Consider the following 18,378-nt stretch of genomic DNA (forward strand, 5'->3'; position numbering starts at 1 on the left):
GGACCCGCCGCGACCGTCAGAACACCACGTTCGCGACGATCGCGGTCCCGATGACGCCCATCGCTCCGAGGAACACGTACCGGACTTTTCCGTTGACGCTCGCCCGATCCGTTCGGCGGCGGTCGAAGAGCGCTACCCGGAGTCCCTTCGACGGGTCGTCGTCGGACACGGAGTCGTCGTCTCCCCGAGCGTCCCGGAACCAATCTCCGATCATACCTACTGCCAGCGAGCGGTGCGTATTAGTTGTTTTGATGGTATATACCGATAGTATATACATTCGTTAATCGCCGACTACCGCACTAACGACACCGGAGTATCCCCCCGACTTCGGAGCGCATGCGCGGCGTCGTGGATCTGGACGGATATGACACCATGAAAAGGTTAATTAATATTTAGATACTATCGGTATATCACAGCCGCGATCGGTATCGGGTCCGGCGCGGATCTCGGAGGACACGATCGACACGTGAGCGGACGTATCCGGGTTCACGCGGCAAAATACGAGAAAATAAGCCAACATTAACGAGAATAGTTGGTGAAACTATCAGTTCAAAAGCTATATATGAATTTAGTTGCAAATCTGAATCAATGGATAACACGCTGGGACAAACCGGCGAGGAGCTGATGAGCGCGGACGAGGACGCTCCCGAGCTCGACTGGGCCGTCGTCAAGTCGCTGATGGACGCGCAGGCGAACACGAACACGTCGCTCGAACGCTATCTCCTCTACGTCACCCACGACGAGTTCGACCTCGACGACCAGCACATGGAGCGGTGTCTCTCGCAGGCGATCACGCACCACGAGCGCGCGCTGGAAGACCTCAGGGTCGCGCGAGAGCTGGTCGTCGAGGGCGCCGACTGAGAGAACGCGCCCGGCGTGTATAGTTTACACGTCGTGTCTCTCTGTTCATAAGGATATATATAGGACCACGTCGGTTATCAGGTGATGCGGTTGACTGTCCCCACTGATTTCGAGATCTTGCAGATCCTCTCGAACGGGAGGCGCAACAACGCCATCAACATCGCCGCCCATCTCGACAAGAACCGGTCTTACGTCAACACCCGCCTCCCGGTGTTGGCCGATTACGGGCTGCTGGACCGCGTCGGGCCGGCGCCGAACAGCGGGCTGTACGAGATCACGGAGAAGGGACGGATCGCGGCGAGTCACCGGGCGGAGTACGAGGACGACGACGTCGACTTCGAGGCGCTGATCGAGCGCAAGCTGGCGGAACACGCCGAGGAGTGAGCGTCGGTCAGACTCGCGCGGGAACGGACGGCGAGTGAGACGCGGTCGCGTGAGTACTGAAAACGCCACCCGACGAGCGACGAGCTCGGGTCGACAGGGGCGCCGATAGATACCGGTAGTATATCTCGGTTTGATCGGAGGCGTGTCCGCGCGACGCGCGTGACGCGACCGAATTCTCCGCTTGTTGTCACCCGGAAACAGCGTTAACAGCCGCTTAAAACGGCGTTTTTCGCGTGTTCGACGCAGAGCGAGCGACGGCTTCGTCGATCGGTGACGGCCGCCGCGTCCGGCGATTTTACCGGTAGTTAGCGACAGCATATACTGACGGTAGATATAAGTGGTTAGCTAGAAAATGTGACAACTGCAACGTGAAGTGGTTACTCGAACGCGATGGCGGAGTACAGAGCGGGGTGATTGCACATCAGTGGCGATGACAGACGACAACAGCGGGGACGACACCGCGGACCTGACGCGGACGACGATCGAGTTGGACCGCGAGGTCTGGCGGGAGGTACGTTCGGACGCCGTGGCGGACGGCGCCAACGTCTCCGAGAAGCTCGAGGAGGTCCTCGTCGACTACTACGGACTCGACGCATGACACGAGGATCCGACGCCCGCGACGTATCCGTCGTGACCCGAACGACCGAGGCGAATCGCGCGACGACCGACACGCAGACGACAGATTACACACACACTACATGACAGACGGTAACAACCGGAAGAAGGCGCAAGCGGTCTTCTTCTCGCTCGTGATGGTGCTCTCCATGGTGGGGGGCTCCGTGGCGCTTGCGGGGAGTGCGGCCGCATCTCCTGACGGAAGCATGCTGAGTGATACGATCGCTCAGCCGGGAGATGAGGTCACAATATCCGGAGATTACTCCGGTGACTACAACGGCGAATCGCTCTATGTGACGGTGGACAAGAATCAAGATGGAAGTACGGTTAACGCCTCCTTCCAGATTCCTGGTCCAAACATCGATGAAAATGGCTCGTTTGAGTACGAGGCAGACGTAGATGGTGAGCTCGGGCTTGAAGACGGAGATGAGTCTGACATTTACGTTGCTGAAGACCAAAGTACGCTCCTCAATTCGGCAGGCACCTTGACTGTCGACGGTACCGCACCCGAATTCGGGAACGTTACACCCGAGTCAGACGTTAACGAGGCAAACGCCGAGGAGATCACGCTCGAAGTGAGTGACGAGACCACGAGCGTGGACAATCTCATCGTCACGGTCACGAACGGTAATGAGGAAGTGACCTGGGAGATCAACCCTGATTCCGACGAAACCGATGGCGTGAGCTTTGCCGACGAGACGCTCACTATCACGCCGGGTTCAGGCGACGTCCCGGCACTCAGCGCTGACAATACCTACAACGTCGACGTTACGGCCGAGGACACAGCAGGCAACTCGGATAACACGAACTTCAACGTCGATGTTACCAGCGCAGAGCCGAGTTTCACGCTCGATACGGTACCGGAGACGCCGGACGATCCGACCAACAACGAGAACGTAACCGTGACGGCAACCGTTGACGGTGGCGACTACGCCATCGACAATTCGACGGTTTCGCTGACCGTCCTAGATGAGGACGGCAACACGGTTGCGTCTTACGACGAGAGCGACTCCAGCGTCTACGAGAACGTCTCGCTGACTGAGAAGAAACTCACGCTCGATCCTGACGCGAATAACGAGAACGTCTCGTCGTACGCAGACGGGAGCTATTCGTTCGAGGTCACTGCGACGAACAACATCAGCAATGCCAACACGACCACGTACGAGGACGTGTTCACGGTAGACACGACCTCTCCCGAAATAACTGACGTTTCGGTGACGAACACGCCGATCCTAGAGGACACGGCCAGTTCTCAGGTCGTGATCACGTTTGCCGAAGAGGACGTCGACGTGACCACCATCGACGCGACGGTGAACACGGGCGACGGCACTGAAGCCCTGTCCGGCGGCGCTGACTTCGATGTTGACGAGAACGTCGCCATCGCCGATCTCTCGCTTGGCAATGGCGCGTACACTAACGTTGAGAACGACTCTGCGATCGTCAACGTCACCGCTGCTGATGACGAGGCCGGCAACGCACTGGCCAACCCGAACGACTCCGATAGCAACCAGACGTTCGCTATCGATACCCTGGGTCCCACGGTGTCCGTCAACCAGGGGAACCTCGACACGGCGGTTAGCGGTCTCATCAACGTCACTGGAGAAGTGAGCGTTGAGGACGCTGACGGCAATGAGCCGCACTACGTCGTCGTTACCGACGATGGAGAACACGTAATCGACGACCCGAGAGACCTCGACACGACCGAACTACCTGAGGGCCAGCACGTCCTCAGCGTGAGCGTCGAAGACGACTCGGGCAACTATGACAGCGCGGAACAAGACTTCACCGTCGACAACGTCGATCCGACTATCGAGTACGTCGGCAGCGATCCCATTTCGGGTGACGTCGATGTCGAGGACGCGTTCGATATCCACGACGCCGGAACGGCCGACGTCAGCTACAGTTGGAGCGTCGACACCGACGCGAGTGAAGACGGATTCGTGAACGGAGACGGCACGTCGTTCAACGTGAACGACGTCGGCGAAGGTGACTACAAGCTGGTAGCCACTGTCACCGAACACGATGGTTCGACGACGGAGACCGCAGACGTTCGCGGCTCCACCCTGGATATCGAAACCGCGACGCTGACATCCGACGGCAGCAACGTCACGGCGACGGTCGAGTCGGACCTGCCCCTCGACAGCCTCGATGTGCGGATCCCGACGACCGACGAGCACTTCGATCAGTCCAATACGAGCTTCAGTCTCGATGACTTCGAACCGACTGAAAACGAGAACGAACTGACCGTCGAGACGTCGCGTGACGGCGAGTACACGCTCGTTGTCGACAGCGCGACGTCCGGAGATCAGGTCTACGAAGGTGGTGCGAGCGATTCCACGATCGTTGACTCTGAGGCTCCGTCGCTCGTCGACGCCGACGTCATCGGGGTCGACAGCGGCCAGTCACAAGTCGAGCTCAAGTTCTCCGAACCGCTAGCGACGACCTTCGACGGAGGAGATGTTTCCTTCGAGAATGACCGCGCGGTCGACATCGGTGGCAACATCGACAGTGCGACCGGGACTGCGGTCATCACGTTCGACCGCGAGATCCAGACCGGGGACGACCCCGAACTGGTCATCGACGCTGATTCGTACACGGACGCCAACGGCACGTCGAATCAGGAAGATGTCGAAGTCGTCGACAGCGCGGAACTCGACCTGACCGAGGGCGCGAACTTCGTCTCCGTTCCGGTGGAGACGGGCGCCGTCCCTCTCGATGAGGTCGACACCTCGAACGTCGACGCCATCTGGGCGTACGACGACGGCGAGTGGGAGAGCTTCGATCCCGACGCCGACGAGAACGACTTCGACGCGCTCGAAGCCGGCCAGGGGTACGTCCTCTACGCCGACTCCGACACGACCGTCGACGTCCGCGGTTACACGGTCATCGCGAGCAACACCGACGACGGTCCGACCGCGCCCGCAGTGGAGAACCTGCAGGCCGGCTGGAACTTCGTCGGTCACTTCCAGGAAGGCACGCAGTCGGCAGACCGCGCACTGACCACTGTCGATCAGGTCAGCGAAGTCGGTGTGCTCGGCCAGGCCAGCCAGTACTCCGTTCAGACGGTCGACGCGCTGGAGCCCGGCGAGTCTTACTGGGTCTTCGTCGAGTCCAACGACCAGTACGTCCGGACGACCTACGAGAACGCTGACCAGAGCGCGGCGCCCTCGGTGACGAACGTTAATGTCACCGACGGTGACGACGAGATCGTCACGACCGGCGACACGGTAACCGTGAGCGCCGACGTCGTTGACGACAACCTGCAGGGGGTCTTCGTCGACGCGTCACCGCTTGGCGGCACCGATAATGTCGAACTCACTCCCGACGGTGGCGACACCTACTCCGCCTCCTTCGATGTCGGTAGTGAGGGTCCGGTCGCTTCTGACGGAGAAGTGAATCTCACTGTCGTCGCGTTCGACGATGGCGGCGTCTCGAGCTTCGGTGAAGACGGTGTCACTGTTCCCGAACAGGTCGACACCGTCTCGATCGACGACGTCAACGCCGAAGACGAAGTCGTCAACGTCACCGTTGAGGACACGAACGGTGTCGCATCCGCGGAGCTGATCTTCAACGGTAGCGACGACACCGAACAGGTCGTCGCTAGCTTGAACAATGGTCTCACCGAGGGTGAGAACACAGTCGATGTCAGCGGGCTGGCCGCTGACAACTACGACATCGAACTGAACGTCAGCGACTCGGTCGGTAACGAGGCGACCGACACTGATTCGATCAGTCTGACGACCAGCGGTGACATTGCGGTCACCGGCGGAGACGTCAACACGAACCCAGTTCTGGCTGAAGATAGTATTGACAACCACGAATTCACGTTCACGGCTGAGAACGTGAGCCAAGACGGTGACACTGACGAGTTCTGGCTGACCTTCCCGGACGAAGTGACGGTCGACGTCAACGGTGTTAATCCTGCTGGGACAGATGTGACTGTCTCCCAGGGTCCCGAGGTCCGGAGTGTCGATAGCGGCGATAACAATGCCATCTACTTCCAGCTCGACGCAGACGGTGGCGACACCTACACGACCGACGTGACTGTCGATGCGGGTACTAACGTGTACCCCGAAGGAGACCACGATGTCAACGTCTCCGTCGTCGACAGTGACGGTGACACAGTCGATAACTCGACGATTGTGACCGTGAACTCTGACGGTACTGCTCCGCAGTATGTCAGTGCCTCCGATAACGGCACGGTTGACGGTAACACCACCCTGAATGTCACGCTGAACGACAGCGTGTCCGGGCTCAACGCGAGCACGATCGACTCTGGCGACTTCAACGTGACCAACCAGAGCGGTGCTGGTGACACGAACGTGCTCTCCAGTATCAACACGGATGGTGTGACCGACGGAGAGACCGGAGATCAGATCGTCGTGCTCACTCTCGATGGTGACTACAGCAGTGACGACCTGCAGGTCGCAATCGAGGGTGAGATCGAAGACGGGGTTGGGAACGCCCTGACAAGTGGAACCCAATCCATAACGCGCTCCTAGGGGAATCTAGCTTAATTTCTCACCTCCCCAAATTTATCGCACAAATAACATACTGATGCTACATACCATGGAAAACACATCAACGATACTACGGCTCTTGGTCGTAGCCGTCGCGCTCGCGACGCTCGTCGGCGGGGTCGCTGCGCCGGTCGCGGCGCAGAGCGACGGCCCGCCACAGCCGCCGAACCGCGTCTACGGTGACGTGGTCGACGACGGCGGCAGCGCGGTCGCCGGCGTGACGGTCGAAGCCGTCTACGACGGCGAGACGGTCGCGTCCACCGAGACCGACGCCGACGGGTACTACGACTTCCAAGTCTCCAACGAGGACAACTCGCTGGAGGCCGGCGACGAAGTCGAGATCACCGCCGGCGGCGCCTCCGACACCATCACCTGGGAGTCGGGCGCCTCCGAGCGCCTGGACCTCTCCGGCGCCGAAGCACCGCCCGACGACGGCGGTGACGGCTCTGATGGCGGAGACGGCTCCGACGGCGGCGACGGTACTGACGGCGGTGACGGTTCCGACGGCGGTGACGGTTCCGACGGCGGAGACGGCACTGACGGCGGCGACGGTTCCGACGGCGGAGCTGGCGGTGGCGGTGGCGGCGGCGGTGCCGGCACCGGCGGCGGCACGTCCGACGTGCAGCCGCCCGAACCGCCGGCCGACGTCGACGTCGAGGCCGACGAAACGGCCGACCTCGTCACCGACGACGAGACCGGCACGACCACGGCCACGTTCGGCGAAGACAACGCGGTCGAGTCGGTCACCTTCGGCTTCAGCGCCTCCGGCAGCGTCAACGCCCGGACGCTGAGCGCGGCGCCGGACGAGACCGGGCCCGCGCCCGGCTCCGCCGCGACCGTCGCGCAGATCACCGTGGGCGACGCGCTCCGGAACTCCGAGGCGACGGTCCGCAAGCGCGTCACGCGCGAACGGCTCTCGGGGATCGGCGCTGACCCCGAGGACCTCACCGCCTTCCGCTTCGCGGACGGCGAGTGGCAGGCCCTCGACACCGAGGTCTCCGGCGAGACCGACCAGCGCGTCGTCATCGAGTTCGAGACGCCCGGCTTCTCGTACTTCGCGGTGAGCGCGACCGGCGAACCGACCGCCGCGATCGACGCCCCGAGCGAGGTCGAAGCCGGCACCGAGGTCACCCTCGACGCCTCCGGCTCCGAGACCGAGTACGGCGAGATCGACTCGTACGACTGGTCCGTCGACGGCGAGAGTCTCAGCGGCGAGACCGCCACGACGACCCTCGACGAGGCCGGCGACGTCAGCGTCGAGCTGACCGTCACGAACGACGCCGGCGAGACGGACACCGCGTCCGCGACGATCACCGTCGCACAGGCCGGCGACGACACCGGCGACGACGGCGCTGACGGCGCCGACGGCGGCGACGGCAGCACCGACGACGGGATTCCCGGCTTCGGCCCGCTCGTCGCGCTCGTCGCGCTCGTCGCGGCCGCGCTGCTCGCGACGCGTCGGAACGACTGAAAAGCCCCGTTCGACCACCCGCGTTCTCCCGTTTTTTCGCGCCCACGAGCGACCGGTGTAGTGAGCGCGACCTTTGGCCCGCGTAGGCGGCGACTTACGCGCGGGCCGCACTGGAAATCATAAATTAAGAGATGCATACTGATACGACAGGCAACGGTCCGTGCAAGGCATGGGGTCAGTGGGTTCACGTCTGTTATCTCGGGGGCGGCGCTTGGTCGAGGCGGTCGGTCTTACGCCGATAATAAGGCCGCTGTACGGGCGATGGAGCGACCTCCGATACCGGATGGCCGGCGACAGCTACGACGTCGAAATCGGACGGGCCAGTGCGCGGTTCGGTATCCCGACGCGAAACGAGTGGACGGATTTCCGGACGATCGAGGAACGACCGGTCCTCGACCACCTCGTGTCGAACCTCCGCGACGACGACGTCTTCTACGACGTCGGCGCCAATCTCGGACTCTACTCGTGTATCGCGGCGGACGTGGTGACCGGCCCCGTCGTGGCGTTCGAACCCCACCCCGACAACGCCGATCGGCTCGAAGACAACGCCGCCCTCAACGGCGCCGACGTCTCGACCTACCGGCGTGCGCTCGCCGACTCCACGGGGGAGGCGGAGCTCGCGCTCACGCTGGACAAAGTCGGATCGGCCGGCCACACGCTGGTGTCCGACTGGGCCGCGGGCGACGATCGCATCACGGTCCCGAAGGTCCGCGGCGACGAACTCATCGACCGGGAGGGCCTCCCGCGTCCGACCGTACTCAAGATAGACGTGGAGGGCGCCGAACGGGCGGTCCTCGACGGATTGGAGTCGACCCTGTCGCGCCCGGACTGCCGATCGGTGTACTGCGAGACCCACGCGGAGCGACTCGAGAAAGAGGGGAGCTCGGTGGCGGACGTCCGCGCCGCGCTCGAATCACACGGGTTCTCCCTCACCGAGTTCTCCGTTCGGGAGGGGAAAGGGGAGTCGATGCTCGTCGGGACGAAATCGAGCGGCGCGAAGTGAGCGGTGCGGTCCGACGGGATTCGAAGAGACCTGTCGCTCGCGGACTGCTCGCCGCGAGAAGTACGGGCCGGGAGGGATCCACGCGAGCGAAGCGAGCGTGGAGCCAGTCGGACCCACAGGGTACGACTGGATTCGAACCACGGTCACTCCGCAGGCTCCGTTCCCTGATTCGAATCCCTCCTGCCGGTTCACTCGACGGTTCGCGCTGCTCACCGTCTCGTTGCACGGGCCGGGAGGGATTCGAACCCCCGACCGTCCGGTTAAAAGCCGGACGCTCTCCCTAACTGAGCTACCGGCCCAGACACGAATCGGTACGGACAGACCACGGATAAACGTTTAGAAACCACCCACGGCGAGGCCGAGGCGATCTCGCGTCCGGCGGATCCGAAACGGTTTCCCGGCCGCCGCCGTCGCCGCGAGCATGGACTTCGACATGCGCGCGTTCGCCGCCGACTGCTGTCGGTTCGCCTCCACCGCCGGCGAGGAGGCGGCCGCGGCCGACTTCGTCGAGGGGCGACTCGACGACCTCGGCTTCGAGACGCACGCGTGGGACGCCGACCCCGACCTCCTCGCGGGCCACCCCTCCTTCCCGGACGACCTCGACGAGGCGGACGTGGCGGGGCGGAAGAGCGTCGGCGGCGTCCTCGAACTCGGCGGTGCGACGGCGGCGGACGAGGGGGACGCCGCCGACGCGCCCACGGTCGTGCTGAACGGCCACATCGACGTGGTCCCGGCCGAGCCCGCCGAGTGGTCGAGCGATCCCTTCGAGCCGGAGTGGGGCGGGAGCGACGGCGAGGGCGACGGTGAGACGCTCACCGCCCGCGGCGCGGCGGACATGAAGTCGGGGGTCGCGGCGTGCGTGGGCGCGGCGCTCGACGTCCGGGCGGCGGCCGAGGCCGGGGGGCTCGACCTCCCGGAGAGCGGGCTTCGGGTCGTCGTCGAGGCGGTCGCGGGCGAGGAGGACGGCGGGTACGGCGCGGCGACCGCGGCGCTCGCGAACCCGTACCCCTTCGAGCGCGACGCGGCGATCGTCGCGGAGCCGACCGAGCTGCGCCCCGTCGTCGCCACCGAGGGGTCGGTGATGGCGCGGCTGGAGCTGACCGGGCGCAGCGCGCACGCCGCCACGCGCTGGCGCGGCGAGGACGTCCTCCCGCGGTTCGAGGCGATCCGCGGGGCGTTCATGGACCTGGAGACGGAGCGCGGGGAGTCGGTGACCCACCCCTTATACGCCGAGTTCCCGGTGCCGTGGCCGGTGGTCTGCGGGACCGTCGAGGCGGGGTCGTGGGCGTCGACGGTGCCGGCGACGCTCGCCGCGGAGTTCCGGATCGGGGTTGCGCCCGGGGAGACGGTCGACGAGGTGGAGGCGGCGTTCCGCGAGCGGCTCGACGCGGTCGGCGCCGAGGACCCGTGGCTGCGCGAGCACCCGCCGACGTTCGAGCGCTTCTCGGTGCAGTTCGAGGCGAGCGAGGTCGCCGTCGACGAGCCGATCGTCGAGGCCGCGCGGGCGGGGCTCGTCGACGCCGGCCTCCCGAACCCGGAGCCGACCGGGGCGACCTACGGCGCCGACTCCAGGCATTACGTCGCGGCGGGGATCCCGACCGTGCTGTTGGGGCCGGGGACGGTCACGGAGGCGCACTACCCCGACGAGACGATCGCGTGGGACGAGGTCGAGAAGGGACGGGCGGCGATCGCGGCCGCGGTCGGCCGGTTCGCCGAGGGCTACTCCGACGCGCCGGCGAAGTAGTCGTCGAGCGCCTCGGCGACGAGCGCGCCGGGCTCGACGTTCCGATTCGAGGCGCGGCGCCGGAGCTCCACGTACGTGTCGAGGGGGAGCCGGAGGCCGATGTGGCCGAGCTCGACGCCCGCGTCGCGGACCGCGCTCTCGACGTCGGCGCCGTCGTTGACGGCGGAGGCGATAGAGCGCACCTCGCGGACCGTGAGGTCGCCGTCGATGGCCGCCCACGCGAGCAGGTAGCGGTCGGTGCCGCCGAGGCGCGCGACGTGTTTGGCCGCGCTGGGCGCGATCCGGCCGCCCGCGACCTGGCGGCGGATCGCCTGCGGGAGGTCGTGGACGCGGGCCCACTTGCGGATGAACGCCACGGAGACGTCGTCGCCCGCGCGCTCGGCGGCCGCCTTGTACGAGCCGACGCCGCGGACCAGGGCCGCGCACGCGGCCGCCCCGCGCAGCATTAAGACGTTGTCCTCGTCGCCGACGTCGCCGGCGGCGAAGCGGGCCACCGTCTCCGCCGCCTCGGCCACGCTCTCGGGGTCGTCGGGGTCGAAGCCGACCGCCTCCGCGGCCCGCTCGCCCGTCACCTCGGGGTCGGCCCGGACGACGGGCTCGCCGACGGGAGAGCGTCGGTCCGCGCGGGAGTCCTCGTTCATACCCCCATCTTCGGACGTACACACATAAGCGACCGGCACCGGGGCAGGATTCGCTCACGACCGGGACGGACCGCGAGAAACCGGGAAACCGCCGACAGCGACCCGGAGCGAGCGACGACGCCCCGACGGAGACGACGCGATATATAAGCGATCCGCGGAGTGGCGTCACAGATATTCGGGAGCGGGCGGCGAGCGCCGACGAATCTCGATGGCTAAACCCCGTCCGCCGCCTCCTGTGCCTCCCGCAGCGTGAACTCGCCCTCGTACAGCGCGGTGCCGACGACGACGGCGGCCGCGCCCGCCTCCTTCAGCGCGACCACGTCTTCGACGGTCGCCACGCCGCCGGAGGCGATCACGGGGACGTCGACGGCCTCGACCACGCCCGCGACCGCCTCGCGGTCGACTCCGGCCAACTGACCCTCGACGTCGACATTCGTGAACAGGATCGCGCCCGCGCCGAGTTCCTCGTAGCGGGCGGCCGCCTCCGCGGGGTCGAGGCCGGTCCCCTCCGTCCACCCGCTCACGACGACCTCGCCGTCCCTCGCGTCGAGGCTGACGACGACGCTCCCGTGGTGAGTTTCGTCGATGTCGGCGACGATCTCGGGCGTCTCGACCGCCGCGGTCCCGAGGATCACGCGATCGAGCCCGAGGTCGAGGAGCTCGCGCGCTCCCTCGGCGGTCCGGATGCCGCCGCCGAGCTGGAGGCCGACCTCGTCCTCGCCGTCCCCGCCGACCGCCTCGACGACGGCCTCGATCGCGTCGGCGTTGACGCGCTCGCCCTCGAACGCGCCGTCGAGGTCGACGAGGTGGAGCGTCCGCGCGCCCGCCTCGATCCAGCGCTCGGCGGCCTCGACCGGGTCGCCGTACCGCTTGCCCGTGCCGCGCTCGCCGCCGACCAGCTGGACGACCTCGCCGTCCTGTACGTCGACCGCCGGGATCACCTCGAACTCGGGGAAGCCGCTCATACCCGTCGGGAGTCGCGGGCGGGGATTAAACGGGTCGGTTCGGGCGGGAAGCGGCCGCCGAGGCGCGGCGGCCGCGACGGCTCGCTGCCGGCCTCACTCCACCGAGACGATCAGCGCGGAGATCTCCTCGTCGAACGCGGCGGGATCGGTCGCGAGCGCCTCGGCGGTCTCCGCGTCGGCGATCGATTCGACGACGGTCTCGCCGTCGATCGACCCGGGGACCGCGTCGCCGAGCACCGCCGTGACCGCCTCGGACGGGAACGCGCCGCCGGCCACGAGCACGTCGGTGCCGTCGTGCCAGACGGCGAGCCGCGCCGTGACGTCCACGGGCTCGTCGACCGCCGTCGTCGACCCGTCGGGCAGCGGGACCTCCCCGTCGATCGCGAACTCGCCCTCGAAGCGCCACGCGGTCGCGGTGTGGCCGCCGGTGACCGTCGTGGTCCCCTCGTCGACCTCCTCGAGGTCCTCGATGCCGGCGTTCCGGAGCTGCGCGCGGAAGGCGTCGACCGCGGCCGTCTCCACCTCCGTCATCAGCCGGTCCCGGCCGACGCCGGCCGGGAGCCCGTCGAGCGCGGGTCTGAGGTCGATCCGGGTCGCGAAGAACACCACCGGCGACCCGCTGGCGTCGAACGTCTCGTCGAGCGCCTCGGCGACCGAGACGTACTCGTAGATCAGCGTGCGTTCGAGCGCGCGCACGGTCACCGGGCCGTACGCCTGCTCGAACACCGTGCTCTCCGACTCGTCGAGGAGCCGCCAGCCGTCGTCGATCCGGTCGCTCGTCACGGTCGGCTCCGGCACCGGCCCGTCGCGGGTGCCGAGACAGCCCGCGAGGCCGACGGCCGCGGCGCTCGCGCCCGCGGCGAGCAGTCGACGGCGCGTGGTTCCGGTCGCGTCTCCCGTCGTCGGTTCGGTCATACCTCCCCGGAACGCGCGCCCTCGTAAATCGGTGTCGACGGCGGTATCGCGCGTGATACCGCCGGCCCCTCCGCTCGGTCCTTCCCGTCGCCACCGACACGGATCCCTTATAACTACTCGGTGTGACAACCCAGTAATGACAGACGACACGGACTCGGCCACCGGTCCGAACGCGGTCATCGACGAAGGCGCGGCGACCGACGGTGACGCGGCTCTCGACGACGGCCCGAGCGCGCCGCGGACGCGACCGGGGGCCGACCGGCGGACGCGTCGACGGTTCCTCGCGCTCGGCGGCGCAGCCGGCGCGCTCGCGCTCGCCGGCTGCAGCGCGCAGCGGACCGGCGACGACGGGAGCGACGGCGGCTCCGACGACGGGAGCGACGGCGAGGACGGAGCGAACGAGTCCGACGGCGACGACGGGTCGGACGACGGGGGAGACGACGAGGAGACCCCCACGCTGACGGTCGCGACGTACACCAGCTTCATCGACGCCCCCTCGGTGAGCCCGGGCGAGTGGCTCAAAGAGGAGTTCGAGTCGCGGTTCGACGCCGAACTGGAGTGGGCGACGCCCGACAACGAGCTGAACTACTACGTCGAGCGCGCCGCCTCGGGAGTGTCGGTCGACGCCGACCTCTACGTCGGGCTCACCACGGACGACCTCGTGCGCGTCGACGACCGGCTCGACGACGACCTGTTCGCCGAGCGGGGCGAGGTGAGCGGGTTCGGCGACGTCCGCGAGGGGCTCCTCTTCGACCCGTTCGACCGCGCGGTCCCCTTCGACACCGGCTACGTGAGCCTCGTCTACGACGGCACGTCGATAGAGGCCCCGGAGACGTTCGACGGGCTGCTCGCCGACGAGCACTCGGGCGCGCTCATCGCGCAGAACCCCGGCGGCTCCTCGACGGGGCGCTCGTTCCTGCTGCACACGATCCACCGCTTCGGCGACGGCGGCGTCGCGAGCGACGGTGACGGCGAGGCTGTCGAGGGCGGCGACGGCGACCCCGACTACGACTACCTCGACTACTGGGCGGACCTCCAGGCCAACGACGTGCGGGTGCTCGGCTCGTGGGACGACGCGTACACCGCCTGGAGCAACGGCGAGGCGCCGATGGTCGTCTCCTACTCGACCGACCAGGTGTTCGCGGACATGGAGGGCGCGAACTTAGAGGAACACCGGATCCGATTCCTGAACGACCAGGCGTACGCGACCCCCGAGGGGATGGCCGTCTTCGCCGGCGCCGACGAGCCCGAGCTCGCCCGCGAGTTCATGTCGTTCATGCTGGAGCCGGAGGTGCAAGGGGAGATCGCCCAGCGCAACGTCGCCTTCCCCGCGACCGACACCGCGACGCTCCCCGAGGACTACGCCGAGCTCGCGAAGGAGCCGGCCGAACCGGTGACGTTCACGTACGACGAGCTCCAAGGCTCGGTCAGTGAGTGGATCGACGCCTGGGAGCGGCAGTACGCCGGGAACTGAGGGCGACCGCGTGACGGACCGTCGCAGCGACGGCGGCGCGAATCGCCGTCGCACGCGCGCTCTCCGCGACCGGCTCGAGGGGCGCCTCCTGACCGCGCTCGCGGTCGCCACGAGCCTCACGCTCGTCGCCGCCTTCTACTACCCGGTCGGCACGGTCCTGATCGAGGCGGTCGTCGTCGACGGGGCGGCCACGCTCTCGGTGTTCGCCGCGCTGCTGCGCGACCCCTTCTACTTCGGCGAGCTCGCCCGGCTGTTCGCGGGGGAGTCGCCGCTCGCGGTCGCGCAAGCCTATCTCGGGCCCGACCGCCGGCTCGGGATCGTCGGCTTCACCGCGTATCAGGCCGCGCTGTCGACGGTCGCCAGCGTCGCGCTGGGGCTCCCCGCCGCCTACCTGCTCGCGCGCTTCGAGTTCCCCGGCCGCCGGACGCTGCGGTCGCTGACGATCGTCCCGTTCGTCCTCCCGTCGATCATGGTCGCGGTCGGCTTCGTCGCCACGTTCGGCACCAACGGGACCCTGAACGCCGTCCTGTCGGCGCTCGGGCTCCCGCCCGTGGACCTGATGTTCACCCTTCAGGCGATCGTGATCGCCCACGCCTTCTACAACGCGCCGCTCGTCGCCCGGGTGACGACCGCGGCGTGGGAGTCGGTCGACGCGCGCGCGGTCGAGACCGCCCGGAGCCTCGGCGCGGGGCCGACCCGGGCGTTCTACGACGTGGTCGCGCCGCAGGTGTACCCCGCCGTCCTGACGGGCGCGGCGCTCACCTTCGTGTTCACGTTCGGCACCTTCCCCATCGTCCTCGCGCTCGGCGGGTTCGAGCTGGCGACGATCGAGGTGTTCGTCTACCGGCTCGTCCGCGACCTGAGCTACGCCGAGGCGGCCGCGCTGGCGATCGTCGAGCTCCTGATCTCGCTCGGGGTCCTCCTCGCGTACCTGCGCTACGAGGCGCGGAACACGGTCAGCGCGCGCGGCGCCCGCCCGCTCCCGCGCAAGCGCCTGCTCCCCGCGGCGCCGAGCGCGCGGGAGGTGCTTCCCCGCGTCGGCCTCGCCGCCTACGGCGTCGCCGTGGGGGTCCTCTTCCTCGCGCCGATCGCCTCGATGGTCCTCGCGAGCGTCACGGGCGGCGACGGCGCGCTCACGCTGGATCACTACCGGTTCCTCGTCGACCGCCAGCAGACGGGGGCGGCGTTTCAGGTGCGACCGTGGCCCGCGATCCGCAACTCGCTCGCGTTCGCGTCGGCGTCGACGCTGATCGCCCTCCCGATGGGGGTCGTCGTCGCCGTGCTGACGACGCGGCGGTACCGCGGGCGGAAGCTGGTCGACGCGGCCGCGATGGCGCCGCTCGCCGTCTCCGGAATCGTCGTCGGTCTCGGACTCCTCCGCGGGCTCGTCTTCGGCGTCGAGGTCGCGGGGTGGCGGATCGCGGCGTCGGGCGCGGTCGCCATCGTGGTCGCGCACGCGGTCGCGGGCTACCCCTTCGTCGTCCGGACGGTCGCGCCCGGGCTGGAGGGACTGGACCGCTCGCTGGTCGAGTCGGCGCGAGCGCTCGGCGCGTCGCGGGCGCGGGTGATCCGCGACGTGGAGCTCCCGCTCGTGTGGCCCGGCGTCGTCGCGGGCGCGGCGTTCGCGTTCGCCATCTCGATCGGCGAGTTCACCGCGACGGTGGTGCTCGCGACCGGCGCCGACGCGTACACGATGCCGGTCGCCATCGAACGGTTCATCGGGCGTCGGCTCGGACCGGCGACCGCAATGGGCGTCGTCCTCCTCGTCGTCACCGGGCTCAGCTTCGTCGTCATCGAGCGGCTCGGAGGTGAGCACCGTGGACTTTGAGCGGTCGGCCACCGACGCCGCGGCCGAGGCGACGTCCGCCGGATCGTCGGCGGGCGATCCCGACGCTCCGCCCGCCGTCGATCTCGACGGCGTGACGAAGCGCTACGGCGACGCGGCCGCCGTCGACGACGTGAGCCTCCGGGTGCGCGAGGGGGAGTTCTTCACCCTGGTCGGCCCCTCGGGCTGCGGGAAGACGACGACGCTCCGGCTGATCGCGGGGTTCGAGGAGCCGACCGCCGGAACGGTCCGCTTCGGCGGCGAGTCGGTCGCCGGCGTGCCGCCGGAGGACCGCGACGTGGGCGTCGTCTTCCAGAACTACGCGCTGTTCCCGCACATGACCGTCGGCGAGAACGTGGGCTACGGGCTCAACTTCGCCGACCCGCCCGAGGGGATCACCCGCGAGGAGCGCGTGACGGAGCTGCTCGAACTGGTCGACCTCCCGGACACCGCCGACCGCGAGCCAGAGAGCCTCTCCGGCGGGCAACAGCAGCGCGTCGCGATGGCGCGGGCGCTCGCGCCCGGCCCCGACCTCCTCCTCTTAGACGAGCCGATGAGCGCGCTCGACGCGCAGCTCCGCGAGCGGCTTCGGGTGCAGGTCCGGAAGATTCAGTCCGAACTCGGGATCACGACCGTCTACGTCACCCACGACCAGGAGGAGGCGCTGGCGATCTCCGACCGGGTCGCGGTGATGCGCGACGGGGCGCCCGAGCAGGTCGCGCCCCCGCGGACGGTGTACCGCGAGCCGGCGACCCGGTTCGTCGCCGAGTTCGTCGGCGACAACAACGTCTTCGCGGGCCCTGTCACGGCCGTCGAGGAGGAGGATGCGGCCGACGGTGCCCCCGCGGTCGCCGCCGTCGACGCCGGCGGCGAGACGCTCCGGGTCGCGGTCGATGACGCTTCCCGCGTCGCCGTCGGCGACCGCCTCGCCTTCTGCGTCCGCCCGGAGTACCTGCGGATCGACGGCGGCGAGAGCCGGATTCGGGCGACCGTCGCCAGCGCGGAGTTCCTCGGCGAGACGACGCGGGTGACCCTCGACTGGGGCGGGCGCGACCTCGTCGTCCGGACGCGGGACCCCCTCTCCGGGGAAGTCGTCGTCGGCTTCGACCCCGGGGACGCGCACGTGATCGGCGTCGACGGGGCGTGACGAGGATTAGTTATAACTAAATCTGCGGTGGCGCGCGCCTCTGAGCGGCCGCCTTTGGCGGCCGCGAGGAGCGCGTGCGAGGGAGCCCGCGGCCGCCGCTGGCGGCCGCGGCGAGGTTGGGGAGGCGTGAGGCTGCGGTGCGGTGCTGTGCGGGGCCGGGACTCAAAGGGGCAGCCGTGGGGCGGGCGCAGGGGACGCAAGCACCGCAGGAGCGAACGAAGTGAGCGATCGAGGAGCGTGGTTCGAGACGCCGGAGGCGTCTCGTCATCACGAAAGGCGCGGAGCGCCTTTCGAACGACAGCGAGCGTGCGCCCGCCCCACGGCTGGGGCTTTGGAGGTGTTATCTGCGGATTCATCGCTCACGTACAGCCTCACGGCTGGGGCTTTGGAGGCGTCTCCCGTCGACCCGTCGTCAATCTCCCTATCGCCGCCGCTCGCGTCAACCAAGTATAGCGGCGACACCCATTACCGGCCCGAACCCCTACCCCGCGTATGGCCTCGGAGTCGTGTTTCGTCTGCGAGCGGTCCGTCAGAATTGCCGGCGGGATCGGCGACCTGTGGAACTTCGCGTTCGAGTCGACGCAGGGGATGACGCTCGAACTGACCGACGGCACCGAGTTCTTCCTCTGTTTCGAGTGCATGGAGGCGCTCCCTGACGACCACGAGCCCACCGAGGCGGACGTCGCCGACCTCCGCGAGCGCACCGATCCCGTCGAGGAGGACGGGAACGACTTCTGGCACTGGCGATAGGGCGCGATCCGACGCGCGGACGCCACACCTCGTTTTCGAGCGTACCACAAGGAACATACTGCC

At 67.7% G+C, this 18,378-nt stretch carries 15 protein-coding genes and 1 tRNA gene; 11 read left to right on the forward strand and 5 right to left on the reverse strand.

The window, feature by feature from the left end:
- Positions 1-16 precede the first annotated feature (16 nt).
- Positions 17-214 carry a hypothetical protein gene (locus tag FGM06_RS07105; protein ID WP_144798406.1) on the reverse strand — a complete coding sequence of 66 codons (198 nt, stop codon included), beginning with the start codon at positions 212-214 and terminating at the stop codon, positions 17-19.
- 374 nt (positions 215-588) lie between these two features.
- Between FGM06_RS07105 and FGM06_RS07110 the strand changes: the two genes are divergently transcribed.
- From FGM06_RS07110 to FGM06_RS07130, 6 genes are all read left to right on the forward strand, one after another.
- Positions 589-861 carry a hypothetical protein gene (locus tag FGM06_RS07110; RefSeq protein WP_144798407.1) on the forward strand — a complete coding sequence of 91 codons (273 nt, stop codon included), beginning with the start codon at positions 589-591 and terminating at the stop codon, positions 859-861.
- Positions 862-945: 84 nt separating this feature from the next.
- Positions 946-1,245 (forward strand): helix-turn-helix domain-containing protein, encoded by a 300-nt coding sequence (locus FGM06_RS07115; protein ID WP_144798408.1) that lies wholly within the window; start codon positions 946-948, stop codon positions 1,243-1,245.
- A gap of 424 nt (positions 1,246-1,669) precedes the next feature.
- On the forward strand, positions 1,670-1,843 hold the full coding sequence (locus FGM06_RS16015) for a hypothetical protein (protein ID WP_186310987.1): 174 nt from the start codon (positions 1,670-1,672) through the stop codon (positions 1,841-1,843).
- 100 nt (positions 1,844-1,943) lie between these two features.
- Entirely contained in the window at positions 1,944-6,362 is a 4,419-nt protein-coding gene (locus FGM06_RS07120; RefSeq protein WP_144798409.1) for a surface glycoprotein, read from the forward strand.
- A gap of 67 nt (positions 6,363-6,429) precedes the next feature.
- A complete protein-coding gene (locus FGM06_RS07125) occupies positions 6,430-7,851 on the forward strand; it encodes a PGF-CTERM sorting domain-containing protein (protein ID WP_241662538.1) in 1,422 nt (473 codons plus the stop codon).
- A gap of 283 nt (positions 7,852-8,134) precedes the next feature.
- Positions 8,135-8,854, forward strand: a complete 720-nt coding sequence (locus tag FGM06_RS07130; RefSeq protein ID WP_206668672.1) for an FkbM family methyltransferase — start codon at positions 8,135-8,137, stop codon at positions 8,852-8,854.
- A 225-nt stretch (positions 8,855-9,079) separates the two neighbouring features.
- Here FGM06_RS07130 and FGM06_RS07135 read toward each other — a convergent pair.
- A tRNA-Lys gene (locus FGM06_RS07135) sits at positions 9,080-9,153 on the reverse strand.
- A 122-nt stretch (positions 9,154-9,275) separates the two neighbouring features.
- Here FGM06_RS07135 and FGM06_RS07140 point away from each other — a divergent pair.
- On the forward strand, positions 9,276-10,598 hold the full coding sequence (locus FGM06_RS07140; protein ID WP_144798411.1) for a M20/M25/M40 family metallo-hydrolase: 1,323 nt from the start codon (positions 9,276-9,278) through the stop codon (positions 10,596-10,598).
- On the opposite strand, the gene FGM06_RS07145 is transcribed toward FGM06_RS07140, so the two are convergent.
- The 3 genes from FGM06_RS07145 to FGM06_RS07155 all read right to left on the reverse strand — a co-directional run bounded on the left by FGM06_RS07145 (position 10,574) and on the right by FGM06_RS07155 (position 13,119).
- Positions 10,574-11,239, reverse strand: coding sequence for a DUF7119 family protein (locus FGM06_RS07145; protein ID WP_144798412.1), 666 nt, complete (start codon positions 11,237-11,239; stop codon positions 10,574-10,576). The two genes, FGM06_RS07140 and FGM06_RS07145, sit on opposite strands and share 25 nt — an antisense overlap.
- A gap of 212 nt (positions 11,240-11,451) precedes the next feature.
- Positions 11,452-12,204, reverse strand: a complete 753-nt coding sequence (gene hisA / locus FGM06_RS07150; protein ID WP_144798413.1) for a 1-(5-phosphoribosyl)-5-[(5-phosphoribosylamino)methylideneamino]imidazole-4-carboxamide isomerase — start codon at positions 12,202-12,204, stop codon at positions 11,452-11,454.
- Between the two features lie 93 nt (positions 12,205-12,297).
- Positions 12,298-13,119 (reverse strand): hypothetical protein, encoded by an 822-nt coding sequence (locus tag FGM06_RS07155; protein WP_144798414.1) that lies wholly within the window; start codon positions 13,117-13,119, stop codon positions 12,298-12,300.
- Positions 13,120-13,255: 136 nt separating this feature from the next.
- Between FGM06_RS07155 and FGM06_RS07160 the strand changes: the two genes are divergently transcribed.
- The 4 genes from FGM06_RS07160 to FGM06_RS07175 all read left to right on the forward strand — a co-directional run bounded on the left by FGM06_RS07160 (position 13,256) and on the right by FGM06_RS07175 (position 18,315).
- A complete protein-coding gene (locus FGM06_RS07160) occupies positions 13,256-14,593 on the forward strand; it encodes a thiamine ABC transporter substrate-binding protein (protein WP_144798415.1) in 1,338 nt (445 codons plus the stop codon).
- Positions 14,594-14,603: 10 nt separating this feature from the next.
- On the forward strand, positions 14,604-16,421 hold the full coding sequence (locus tag FGM06_RS07165) for an ABC transporter permease (protein ID WP_144798416.1): 1,818 nt from the start codon (positions 14,604-14,606) through the stop codon (positions 16,419-16,421).
- A complete protein-coding gene (locus FGM06_RS07170; protein ID WP_394348613.1) occupies positions 16,411-17,565 on the forward strand; it encodes an ABC transporter ATP-binding protein in 1,155 nt (384 codons plus the stop codon). The genes FGM06_RS07165 and FGM06_RS07170 overlap by 11 nt, the downstream gene beginning before the upstream one ends.
- Before the next feature lie 492 nt (positions 17,566-18,057).
- Positions 18,058-18,315 carry a DUF7561 family protein gene (locus FGM06_RS07175; RefSeq protein WP_144798418.1) on the forward strand — a complete coding sequence of 86 codons (258 nt, stop codon included), beginning with the start codon at positions 18,058-18,060 and terminating at the stop codon, positions 18,313-18,315.
- The last annotated feature ends 63 nt before the right edge of the window (positions 18,316-18,378 follow it).

The organism is Halorubrum depositum (assembly GCF_007671725.1).
GTDB lineage: Archaea > Halobacteriota > Halobacteria > Halobacteriales > Haloferacaceae > Halorubrum > Halorubrum depositum.